This window comes from Pedobacter sp. 10L46_2 (assembly GCF_056395165.1).
In genome coordinates, this window is the sequence record NZ_JBFTIZ010000010.1 from 17,959 (window position 1) to 30,935 (window position 12,977).

7 protein-coding genes are annotated in these 12,977 nt (G+C 38.1%); 6 read left to right on the forward strand and 1 reads right to left on the reverse strand.

Annotated elements, in window-relative coordinates:
* Window positions 1-225 precede the first annotated feature (225 nt).
* Entirely contained in the window at window positions 226-3,201 is a 2,976-nt protein-coding gene (locus tag AC1DDX_RS02540; protein ID WP_337717876.1) for a glycosyl hydrolase family 28-related protein, read from the forward strand.
* A 17-nt stretch (window positions 3,202-3,218) separates the two neighbouring features.
* Here AC1DDX_RS02540 and AC1DDX_RS02545 read toward each other — a convergent pair whose 3' ends face one another.
* Window positions 3,219-4,196, reverse strand: a complete 978-nt coding sequence (locus AC1DDX_RS02545) for a GlxA family transcriptional regulator (protein WP_477621755.1) — start codon at window positions 4,194-4,196, stop codon at window positions 3,219-3,221.
* Window positions 4,197-4,569: 373 nt separating this feature from the next.
* Here AC1DDX_RS02545 and AC1DDX_RS02550 point away from each other — a divergent pair, with 373 nt between their 5' ends.
* The 5 genes from AC1DDX_RS02550 to AC1DDX_RS02570 form a co-directional block, all read left to right on the forward strand.
* Entirely contained in the window at window positions 4,570-5,154 is a 585-nt protein-coding gene (locus AC1DDX_RS02550) for an RNA polymerase sigma-70 factor (protein WP_172661897.1), read from the forward strand.
* A gap of 97 nt (window positions 5,155-5,251) precedes the next feature.
* Window positions 5,252-6,250: a FecR family protein gene (locus tag AC1DDX_RS02555; RefSeq protein WP_337717874.1), complete on the forward strand. Its 999-nt coding sequence runs from the start codon at window positions 5,252-5,254 to the stop codon at window positions 6,248-6,250.
* 243 nt (window positions 6,251-6,493) lie between these two features.
* Window positions 6,494-9,838: a SusC/RagA family TonB-linked outer membrane protein gene (locus AC1DDX_RS02560; RefSeq protein ID WP_246269658.1), complete on the forward strand. Its 3,345-nt coding sequence runs from the start codon at window positions 6,494-6,496 to the stop codon at window positions 9,836-9,838.
* A 16-nt stretch (window positions 9,839-9,854) separates the two neighbouring features.
* On the forward strand, window positions 9,855-11,447 hold the full coding sequence (locus AC1DDX_RS02565; protein ID WP_172661899.1) for a RagB/SusD family nutrient uptake outer membrane protein: 1,593 nt from the start codon (window positions 9,855-9,857) through the stop codon (window positions 11,445-11,447).
* Window positions 11,448-11,641: 194 nt separating this feature from the next.
* A partial coding sequence (locus AC1DDX_RS02570; protein ID WP_477621756.1) for an alkaline phosphatase occupies window positions 11,642-12,977 on the forward strand: 1,336 nt, incomplete at its 3' end.

A 12,977-nucleotide genomic window follows, 5' to 3' on the forward strand; every position in this document is an offset into this window, starting at 1 on the left:
TTTCTGGGGGAACTATTCATCTTAACTTTTTAATTATAACGCCAGTACTACGTAGGTATTTCCGCTTCGTATTCACATTTTACTAACTACAAGTATTATTCCATTTAAGCCAAGACAATATAACCGATCTAAAAAACAAAATAATTCATGCCAGTTTGGCTGAGTAATTGGCCAAAAAAATTCAACAATTAATATCGAATTTTAATTCTCCTATTCAAACCAAATATGAAAAAATTACTGGCATTCACGTTTGTGCCGCTACTATTAATACTTTCACAAGCAAAGGCTCTAAAAAGGACAGCTATTGAAATTACAATAGCTAAAGACGCCACTCATGTAGCTCTTATTAAAGCCGATACGGTTGTTGTTATTACCGGAAGCACATATTTATTCACAGTTGACACACCAGAGGATAAGGGATTAATTTCTACCAGCACAACCGTAAACCAACTGACACGGGAAATAAAATCTAAAGATGGATCTCTGCAAACATATAGAATTACGACAAAGGATGGCAGTTCAAAAACTGAAGGAGCATTAATTACCGGCGATAAACTTGTTGTTACGTCCGGTGATAAACAAACCGAAAAAAAGTATATCATCAAACTGCAGCCTATGGCCATTGGAGGAAACCTGCAACTAGATGAACAGCAGATAACCACCAATACAAGCACAAATCTTACTTTATATTTTACAGCTGGGCAAAGAAGTCCGGATGCTACAGTAAGTATTTCCCTACCTAAAGGCATTAATGCTACCCTTGAAAACACCACTGTAAATGTTATTGGGCGGGGTGATGTAAAATTAAAGGACCTTAGCAAACAGTCCATAGGGCGCACTGGCAATCACTACTCTTACTCAAAGGTTGGGAGCATTACAATAACATCAACTCTAAAAGGACAAATTCTTAACTTTAAGCATCTCGATTTAAGGCCAGCAAACGGAGCCGACCTCAAAATTGTCATTTCTAATGTGAACTTACCTGTAGCAGATAAATATCTTTTCAAAGCTAGCTATACGACGTCTAAACCTGAAATTCTTAAAAGTCCGGGCATAGGTTCCGAAATTGTAATACTAACTGCAACCAAAACCATTTCTGACTTCAAAAGAGTGCTTAAAAAGGACATTCGATATAAAGAATTACCCTCAACATATACCAATGCTACTTTTAAATGGGGATCCAATAAAAAACCCAGGAATATTCAAGTCATGCAGTCCCTCGACAAAGGAAAGAACTGGATTAAGGCATCGGCAAGTATAGATCAAAAAAAATCCACTGCGACGATATCAAATTTAGTCCCTAATAAATTATACACTTTCCGATTATTAATTACTACAGGCGCCAAAAAAGATACCTCCAACTCGGCTTACTTCTATTCGGGCAAAATGGACATAAAAGACTTCGGAGTAAATGCTGATGGAAAAGAAGATAACACTGAATCGATCAATAAAGCCATAGCATACCTAAATAAAATTGGTGGTGGCACACTTCTATTCTCTCAAGGAACCTATAATGTACGCACCGTTCATTTAAAAAGTAACGTTTATTTGTACATAGATAAAAATGCAACCATTAAGGCCATAAAAGGAGCTGATGCTCCTGAATCTACCTGGTTTAGTGACAAAAAATATAGATCTGGCCTATCTCCTACTGATCCTGGACCATATGCAGATCCGGAAAACTACATGACAAAACAGGATGTGGGACATCATTATTTCAGAAATGCTATGTTTTTTGGCGAAAGGCTAGACAATGTAAAAATTATTGGTAATGGCTTAATTACCGGAAATGGACATCTTGTAAATGGCGATAACGTAATGAAGAACGCGCCAGACAATAGAGCCGACAAAATGTTTACCCTAAAACTATGCACAAACCTTGAGATTGGAGGCATTCATCGAGAAGAAGATCTGTGGTATGATGCGGAGAAAGACGAACCATATTATATTGGAAACAATGGATCAAAAATATTTGATCACGACAATATGTTAAAAATTGATCGCGGCGGTCATTTCGTACTACTCGCTACGGGCACCGACAATATCAATGTACATAACACCTATTTTGCAAAGGACAGCCAATCTAATGCCCGAGACATCTATGATTTTATGGGCTGCAATAACGTTACGGCTACCAATATCTATTCAAAAGTGAGTTCCGATGACATCATAAAGCCAGGCTCAGATTGCTCACTCGGCTTCACCAGACCGGCTAGAAACTATAAAGTTCGTAATATCATTGGCGACACAAATTGTAATCTTTTCCAGGTAGGATCTGAAACAGCTGATGACATTAAAGACATTTGTGTTGATAACATTTATGTTCTTGGGGCCAACAAAGCGGGCTTTTCCATATCAACTAATGATGGCGCGCACATTAGTGATATTCATTTAAATTGCGGGCATACAGGCAAGCTACATTCCAGGTCAAAGATGTACAGAACCAGGGCTCCTTTCTTTATTTCTATATCAAATCGTGCACGTATTCTTGGGGCAACAATTGGCAGATACGTATTTACGGAAAATGGTGTTAAGCACGACGAATTACTTGTAAAAAATGTAAACATAGGAAAGGTAGAGAACATTATTCTTAATGGAATAGACGTATCAGAAGTATATGGTGGAAGTTCTTATGGCGGAAAAAATGGCCGTTGGAAAGCATACGATGGCTCCCAAAAAAAAGCAACTCCAATTATTGCGGGATATAAACTTCCGGATACAGATTCAGTTAAAGGGGGGCTCAATTTTAAACTTCCGAATGGTCAGCATACAGGCTACATTACCAACATTCAATTCAATGATGTTCATATATTAGTTAAAGGAGGTAATTTAGCATCCGACACCTCAAACCTTGCACCYGAGCTTGGCGTAGGGCAATACAATGTTGCAAACCTTAATGTACAGCCGTCATATGGCCTCTGGGCTCGCCATGTAAAAGGTCTAGAAGTAACCAAGAGTACTTTTAACTACGAAACCAGAGATAGCAGGTACGCCATTTTTCTGGATGATGTTTTGGACGCGAAAATATCATCTGTAAAAGTAGTCCGGGCAAAAGACAATAACCATATTATAAAACTCAAAAATTCATCAGATATAGCTATTACAGATATACTATACTACAAGGACGCATGGGAGAATTCACCGGCAAAACTCCCAAACATCCACTCAAAAAAATCCAATGAAAATGGCCAATATCCGTAAAAACATTAATTTTCAGTTTACACAGCCATTTCTCTGTTGTATTTACTACGATACTGAATTGGCGACAAACCCGTAATTCTTTTAAAAGTTGTACGGAAAGCCTTGTTGTCGGTATACCCTACTTTATACATCACCTCGTTAATATTTTCACGCGAAGATTCTAAACTAATTTTAGCAGCTTCCATTTTTACCCTTTGGATATATTCTACAATGGTATTAGAAGTTGCTTTTTTAAATCTCCGCTCCAGATTTCTTCTGCCAATTGCCTGCATCGAAGCCAATTGATCAATAGTTATTTTCTCCTGAAAATTATTCTCTATAAATTCCTGGATCTTCTTAACCGATTCATCTTCGTGCTCTTTTTGTCCTTGAAATATCGTAAACGACAGCTGGCTTTCACGATCAAGCTCTATAGCAAAAACTTTAGCAGAAAGAACGGCAATCTCACGACCTGCATATTTCTCAATCAGGTACAGGATAAGATTAAGGTAAGAAAAAGCCCCACCACTTGAATAAATTCCATGCTCGTCTGTAATGATTTTCTCAGTAACAAGGCTGACATCAGGGAACATTCYCCTAAAATCATTCTCGGCCAACCAGTGAGTAGCACACTTCTTTCCTTTCAATAAACCAGTAGAGGCCAATAAAAATGCACCAAGGCATAAACTTGCAATTTCTGCTCCCTCTTTATACTGTTTTACGATCCAAGGGATGAAATCTTTATTCTTTTCTATAGCTCCGCTTATTTCCCCATCAATAGCAGGTATTATGATAAGGTCTGTTTTTTCTATATCCCCAATCAAAAGATCTGTATTCACAGTAAACAATCCTCCGCTAACAGGTGTCTCCTTAGTTAAACCTACTAATTGCACTTTAAATAAAGGTGGCTGGCCTTTCGCTTTAAAAAACTCATTCACCTGACTAAACAATTGACGGGATCCTTCAAGGCTCCCCAAAATAGCCCCCTTGGGAACCAGGATAGATATATGTTTCATATTCTAAAATTAATGATATGTTTTGTCATAATCAACCCCCTAATATTGACGCATTTACACCCCCTAAGTACCTATTTTTATCATACCACACCATTTTTATTAATCAGGTTAAAAAATGGGCAATCTCGAAATTTCACATAATTAAAAATTCCTTTAAAAAAGTTCGGGAAAATCAGACAAATATGTACCTTAACAAAACCATTTATAAACACCAAAAAAACGTTTAGCAACAGAATGATAGGGATTTCTGAGCTAATGCAAATACCTGAATAAAAGAACTTCCTTAGGAAAAGGCCATGTTAAATAAATGTTAACCGGAATTAACTAAAATATAATAAAAGCAAATCAAGTAAGTAGCTAATTTTGTTGCGTAATGGCGAATAGAAGTTTACCAGATCATGAATTGTTACAAAGATGCCGGGAAGGAAATACCCGTGCATTTGACTTGCTATTTGAACGATATTTTAACAAGTTAAATCTTTTTGCCCTAAAATACATTCGCCAACAATCTATAACGGAAGAACTCATAATGGATCTGATGTTAAAGGTTTGGGAGAAAAAAGACAGCTTCCAGGAGGAGGGTTCTTTGGGCCCTTACCTCTTTAAAGCACTCAAAAATTCTATGATTGACTACTTCCGGAAAAAGGAGCTCTCCACAACCCCAATTTGTAAGTTAATAGAAGATTCTTTCACTCAGGATACAACTAATGAAGCGGTTTCTTATAATGAACTTCAAAAAATCTATCTTGACCATCTTAATCAGTTAAGTCCTCAAAGAAAGCTTGTTTTTGAAATGAGCAGACACGAGAACCTTAGCTACCGCCAAATTGCCACCAACTTAAACCTATCTGTAAAAACAGTAGAAAGTCACGTTTCTGCGGCCCTTCTTTTTCTCAGAAAAAAAATGAGAAGTCATGTAAACCTTATCCTTACAATCATCACTATTCATTTTTTATAGCTGAAAATCAGTTAATTATAAAAAATATCTATTTTACATTCAGGGTATTTTTCCTTTTTTACGTATTCACTGATGAAGGCCCAAATAGCAAACCAAATTGAACAAATTATTACTTAAAAAGTATTTAAATAATACCTGCACAGATCAAGAACTGGAGCAAGTAAAGCAATTCCTGAAACAACCGGAATCGGAAGAGCTATTTCGTGAAGTTCTTGATGAAGCCTGGCAGGAGATGGAAGAGCCTGAATTGAATATTCATGCAATGGCAACCTACCGCCAGCAATTGATGCAAAAGGTTCAAAACAATAATGAAAATATTCCTGAAACAAGCAAACTCTGGCCAACAACATGGATTAAATATGCAGCAATCCTAGTTCTTCCGCTTATGTTTGGCCTTTACCAACTTTCAAAAAATAAAAAAGAAATAAGTGCTAAGGTTGCTATTATAGAATCTTATAATCCAAAAGGTCAGCGTTCAATAGTATCCCTATCAGATGGAACAGTAATCTATCTTGGCTCAAATAGTAAAATATGCTACCCTAAAACATTCTCTAATGTCAGAGAAATCGAACTAATAGGCGAGGCATTTTTTAAAGTAAAAAGAGATCCGGCCAGACCGTTTATAATTCATACCAATAATATTCAAACTAAGGTTCTTGGCACATCTTTCAAAATAGAAGCATTCAGGGGAAATCCGGTTGAAGTAAGCGTGGCAACAGGAAAAGTTAGCGTGGATAGACAGGCCGACCCTACCAAAAAACAATTAACCTCAGTTGCCGTTCTTACCCCGGGCAACCTTGTAAATTGGGACGAAAAAACAAAAAAAGCAACCTTAGCTAAAATCTCGACTCAGGAACTTGAACAATGGAAAGATGGAAATCTTACATTCAACAATCAACGTTTAGCAGATGTTGTCGCGGTACTAGAACGTTGCTACAATGTAAAGATCCATATCTCCTCAGATGCGCTGTCTAATTATCGTATAAATACCACCTGCTCTTTAAACGAATCTATAACTAAAATTATGGACATTATGGGTAAAGCGGCAAGTTTTAAATATAAGCTGCAAGGCGATCAGATTATAATTTCTAACTAATTAAAAATCAAACTATGTAAACAGAAAAAGCTACCAAAAAAAACGCCCTGTTAAACAGGGCGAATTCACTAGAAATCCATTTAGTCATTGGTTTACGAGGCCTCAAGACTTAAAGGATTCRCATCTGAGTAAAACCTCAGAAGGCTAACAGATTTATTACCCCATTTTCTTTGGGAAAAAACCTACTAAACAAACAAAAATATGCAAAAAGGATTGTACCTCCACCCATGTATCAGATTTATTATGAAGATATCTGCAATCACACTAATTGTACAACTTACCCTAACAGGAATGTTGTTTGCAAACAGCGCTAATAGTCAGGATTTGAACAAGATACAGTTAAACCTAAAACTTAAAAATGCAGGTTTAAAAGAATGTTTTCAAACCCTTCAGAAACAAACTGGCATAAAGTTCTCCTTTGGAGAGGCGCTAATTAAAAGAAATGAAAAAAAAACCAGCATTAGTGCACGCCAGATCTCAATGGAGACAGCTTTAAAGCTGATTCTAGATGAAACCAATCTCCGCTGCATACAAATTGGCAATAACCTTATCATTGATGAAAAGCCCGCACCACCTAAACCAGCCACACCGCCTATTGAGCGTATTGTAACTGGTACAGTAACCGCAGATGATATTGTGGGCCCTTTACCTGGTGTAACCGTTCAGTTAAAAGGAACAAATAAAAGAACTGCGACAACTTTAGAAGGAAAGTATAGCATTGCTGTCGACAATGATCAGTCAATACTTGTCTTCAGCTACATGGGCTATGTAGCACAAGAGATCGCAGTAGGAAATTCAGCTAGTTTAAATGTAATTCTTAAAACTGACAGACAATCTTTAAATGAGATTGTGGTAATTGGTTATGGAACTTCCAGAAAACAAGATCTTTCCGCTGCTGTTGCAACAGTTCCTGATATGGATAAGATTAAAGATCGGCCTGTATTAAACGTTGCTTCGATGATTCAGGGTAAAGTTCCCGGAGTAACGGCAATTAACGACGGAGGCCACCCTAACAAGTCACCAAAAATAACAATTAGGGGTGTCGGTTCCAGAAAAAATGAGAATGTATTGTACGTAGTAGATGGTGTTCCAAACGCGCCATACAATCCAGCTGATGTTGAATCAATAACAATTTTGAAAGATGCTGCGTCTGCTGCAATTTATGGTGCATTTTCTGGCTCTGCCGGGGTAATCCTAATTACAACTCGTCAAGCTAAACAAGGAAGTCCAAGTGTAGAATATAGTGGCTTTACGGGACTAAAAAATGCATGGCGCCTACCTCATGCCTTAACTGCCGAAAACGAGGCAAAAGTAGCTAACCTTGCTTTAACAAATTCCGGATCTAATCCTTCAGAAGGTTGGGATATAACGAAAAATCCATATGCGCAAGTAACCCGAACTGATTGGATGAATGAAATTTTCAGGACTGGATTAATCCAACGACATAATGTTAGTATTAATGCTGGTACTGAAAAATTCTCCAACCTGATCCAAGGACGTTATGAAAGAGAAGAAGGAACTTTGCTAAACACTTATAATCAAAATCTCTCCCTTCGTTTTAACTCTAACTATCAATTCACCAAAAACATCAAGCTGCGACAAGAAGTATTTTGGAATAACAATGACAACAGGGGAACGGAAACAGAAAGCGGCTATTCAGGAACTATTCTTTCTGCCATTTATATGCCAAGTTCTGCAACGCCATATTATCCAGATGGGTCATTCGGAGGCGTTGGTCCAAGAGATTCTAATTATTTAGGTATTCACGGCGATGTAATTAACCCAGTTGCAACATTACTTAGAAACAAGCCTTACAATAAAACCAACGACTTACAGTCAGTTACGGAATTATCTGTATCAGACATTATACCTGGCTTAAGTGTTCTATCTCGCTTCTCTTATCGCAAAACCAATTCTTTATGGAAAAATTTTGAACCAAAAAGAACAGAGCCAGGAAAACCAAACTCGCAAAATACGCTAACTTACGAAACCAACAACAACTTCCATTGGATATGGGAAAACACTGCTAACTATAGCAGAACCTTTAACCGACACAGTATTGGCGCGATGGCTTCGATGACTGCACAAGATCAGGGAGTCCGCAGACTAAAAGTAATAGGCAAAGGGTTCGAGACTGAAGAAGAGTGGGCTCAATATTTTATCAACGCGACTATATTTGATCAGAACAAACCTGAGGACAAATACGAATATGATAGAAATGCATCTTATGTAGGGAGACTTTCCTACAGCTGGGCAGACCGTTATTTTGTAACAGGAAGCTATCGTTACGATATGGCCGGTCGTATAGCTAAAGATTATCGCGGTAAAGGACTTCCAGGAGTGACTGCTGCCTGGAAATTAAGTTCAGAGCCCTTCTTTCATATTGATGGAGTTGATTTAATAAAATTCCGTGCCAGCTGGGGAAGAATTGGCAATATGGCCTCAATAGAGGATCTTGGATATGGCTATCCTCGACTAAGTGCTAACTACACAAATCAGATCGGGGATGGAGCCCCAAGAAGCAACTCTCTTTCTTTAGGAAGTCTGTTTAATCCTCAATTAACCTGGGAAACCTCTGAGCAGAAAGACATTGGTTTTGATTTTAGCTTTCTGAACCAGAGATTATCAATAACAGGGGATTATTTTAACAAATTAACATATGACCTGATTAAAGAAAAGGATACTGAATGGACCAATACATTCGGTTTGGGGGCGCCTTTAATTAATCAGGGTAAAATAAGGAATACAGGCTATGAGTTAGCAGCAACATGGAAAGATAATGCCGGAGCATTGAGTTATGATTTTGGTGCAAACATTGCCACTCTAAAAAACAGAGTTGAATACATTGATGAAAATCCCCAATCTTTCTGGCTGCATACTGATAATTGGAGAACGGTATTAAGACCATTTCGTTCAATAGTTGGACAACCATACTATTCATATTGGCTGATAAAAAATGAGGGGATATTTCAATCAGATGCAGAAGCAAATGCATATGTAAAGGATGGAAAGAAAATTCAACCTGATGCAAAAGCGGGCGATTTTAAATTCAGAGACTTAAATAATGATGGAAAAATTGATGATGCCGACCGTTCATATATGGGAAGTGCAGCTCCAAAACTAACCTATGGCTTTACAACCAATTTAGCTTGGAAAAACTTCGACTTCAGTATGTTCTTACAAGGTGTTAGCGGTGTAAAACTTTTCCATGCATTTAAACAATCTACGCTTAATGGATCAGAGCAAGGTTACAACAGATGGGATAAAATTCTTGATGCATGGTCACCTGAAAATACGGGTTCAAACATTCCAAGAATCTCTGCAAGTGATAAAAACCAAAACTTCCAAACTGCATCAGATTGGTACCTTGAAGACGGAGATTACCTACGTATCAAGAGTGTTATTTTGGGATATACCTTTAAAAACATGCCGTTTAAATCAAGCTTAAGAATATTCGTAGGCGCAGACAACCTTGTTACCTTCACAAAATACACAGGAATGGATCCTGAGGTTGGTGGCATAGGGTTAGATGGAGGGCAATTTCCCCTATCTCGCATATATACATTTGGACTAAAACTTAAACTCTGATCAAAGCAATTCAATCATGAAAAAGAATTTTAAATATATACTTACAGCCTTACTGTTGTTATCATTAGGTGCCTGTAAAAAAAGTTGGGTTGACAATAAACCCACAGGAGAGCCATCAACCGCATTTTTTTGGCGTACAGATGCTGAGTTGGTAAAAGGTGTAGCAGCTTTATATGTTCCAATGCGCTATGAATCAACCTGGGGAAGAGACTTGTTCTGGGTACAAAATGCAAGTGATGATCTTATTGTAGGAAGAACAAAAGCTGATGGAGAAAACATCAAAAACTTTATCCCTAGTGGTCGAGAAGGTTATTTAACAGGCGGCTGGAATGACTTATATTGGATGTTGAGTAAAGCAAATGATGCAATTAAAGAAATCCCAAAAGCAAGCCAGGCAAGCGAAGCCATTCGTAATAGGTCTTTAGGAGAAGCATATTTTGTTCGGGGATTCGCACATTTTTGGATCGCCTACATCTGGGGGCACAAAGATCAGGGCGTTCCATTTGATGCTGTAGAAAATCCTGAATATGGCAAAAGAATACCACCTCAGCTAAAATCAGTAACCGACAACTATGCGCAGATTATATCTGATCTGGAAAAGGCAGCAGATTTATTACCATTGTTTGAAAGTTATGGTGCCGGAGACCGTGGAAGAGCACATAAAGCAGCTGCTTGGGCATATATGGTAAAAGCCTATGCATATTGGGCACAATTCGATAAAGCTAAATGGCAATTAGTTCCACCCCTTTGCGATAAAATAAAGAATGAAGGGCACCGTGCTTTAATTACCGGAAAGGCAAACGGCAAAGAGAACTACCAAAGCGTGTTTACAATTGCCAATAACTGGAGTTCTGAATATATATGGTCGGTTACTTCTGGAGTAGATGGAGGGTCAGAATTCCCAGGTGTAAGTCTTGAAAATAAGGGCTGGGGAATCTATAATGGCTGGGGATACTTCCAACCAACACTTGAGCTGTACAACGAATATGAAGCAAATGACCCTAGACGTGAAGTTACTATTTTGAAATTTGGAGATAAGTTCAAATTCTTTGGGCAGGAAAGATCATATTTTTCTACCAATAGTCTTTCTGGCTTCCAAATCAATAAATACATGGAGCCTTTTGGTTATGGGTCTGATGGGGATGCATCTTCAAATGATAAGATTAACCCTAGTGGTGATTATCCAACCACCATGCTTAACTTATCTTTAATACGTTATGCTGAAATACTTTTGTTTAAAGCTGAGGCATTAATAGAACAAGGTAAAAATGGAGAGGCCGCGGCTCCTCTAAATGAACTTAGAACAAGAGTTGGCCTACCCTCAATAAACACACCCACTTTAGATGATTTGAAACACGAACGTCGTGTTGAATTGGCTTGTGAGTGGACTGATAGATTACAGGATCTAAAGAGATGGGGAGATTTCGCTAAAATTAATGCTCCCCTTCATGGTCGTAATCATTCAGATAAAACTAATCCAAACTCTCCATTCGTAGTAAAGGAAGTATGGCCCGCACGCAACTTTAATGCTTCAAAAATGGCGTGGCCAATAAGTCCGGATGAAATCACCAGAAGTAACGGTGCTTACAAACAAACCCCAGGCTGGTAAACAAGGTAATACTGAAAAGGGTGCACGATAATATCGTGCACCCTTTTGCTTTTGTTAAAATCATCAGCTACCTAACCAAACCATTTGTTAGATTTACATTACTGATCTGCAAGTAGAGCCAACAAATAGATCACATCAATGCTAAACGTACATAAATGCAATACCAACCATATTGCAAACAAGAACAGATTAGAATGAAAACAGAAAAACCGATCAAAAAAATTATTAAAGCGGGCCTTTTTGCGCTTTTATTAATCGCTAGTGCTAATTATTCTCAGGCTCAGGAGGCATCTGACAAAGAGCCCTCATACTCTTTATTAAACGCTCATTCTCATAACGACTATGAAAATGACATTCCTTTTCAAAGAGCTTTTCAAAAAGGATTTGGCTCTATTGAGGCCGATATTTTTCCGATAAACAATGAATTGCTCGTTGCACATAGTAAAGAGCATGTTAATCCCTCAGTTACACTATATAGCACCTATATTAAACCAGCTATAGCAGCCCTACAGAAAGATCCGAAACGCAAGCTTCATTTACTGATCGACATTAAAGAAAATTATCCAAGCGCTTTAGCTATATTAATCAAGCAACTGGAACCTCATAAAGACCTCCTTAAAACCAGCACCCATCCTGGCCAGTTAACCATTACAATAAGTGGTTCCAGACCAAAACCAAACGACTACAAAAACTATCCTGATTATATCTATTTTGATGGAGAATGGCCATTACAACATACGCCTGAAGAATCAAAACACGTAGAATTAGTAAGCTTTCCATTCACTGCATATAGTAAATGGAATGGGAAAGGAAGACTAGAGCATGCCGACTACACAAGGGTAAAAGGCCTTATAGATAGTGTTCATGCTGAAGGAAAAAAAATCCGGTTTTGGGCTACTCCGGATACAAAAAGCTCTTGGCTGGCATTAATGAATCTTCATGTAGATTTAATAGGCACTGATGCTGTCGAATCACTTGGAAATTTCATAAAAGACCTGGCCAAAAACATTTATATCAATAAGGAAATCCACAAAACCTACCAGCCAACCTATCAATCTGATGGCAAGAATGGAAAAATAAAAAATGTCATCCTTTTAATTGGTGACGGAATGGGGCTTACCCAAATATACTCTGCATTTACAGCAAATCAAGGTCAGCTCAATTTATTTAAGATGCGCAACATTGGTGTTTCTGTTACAAATGCCGCAGATACTTACATCACCGATTCAGCCGCAGGTGGAACTGCAATGGCGGGCGGACAAAAAACAAATAACCGTGCAATTGGAGTAGATTCAACAGAAAAGCCATTAAAATCATTAGCTGTGTACGCCGCAGAAGAAGGTAAAAAAACAGCAGTTATTTCTGTGGGTGATCTTGCCGATGCAACTCCTGCAGCATTCTATGCGCATCAGCCCGACCGTTCAATGGAGCCTCAAATAGCACAAGATATGCATGCTTCGGGGATCAATATGTTCCTTGGCTCTGGCATCTCCAATTTTAAGAAAACCTTAAACGGTACAACGGCTGTTG

Excerpts from the sequence above, each read along its gene's own strand:
- AC1DDX_RS02550 (WP_172661897.1), top strand. The coding sequence starts at position 4,570 with ATGGCGAATAGAAGTTTACCAGATCATGAATTGTTACAAAGATGCCGG.
- AC1DDX_RS02560 (WP_246269658.1), top strand. The coding sequence starts at position 6,494 with ATGAAGATATCTGCAATCACACTAATTGTACAACTTACCCTAACAGGA.
- AC1DDX_RS02565 (WP_172661899.1), top strand. The coding sequence starts at position 9,855 with ATGAAAAAGAATTTTAAATATATACTTACAGCCTTACTGTTGTTATCA.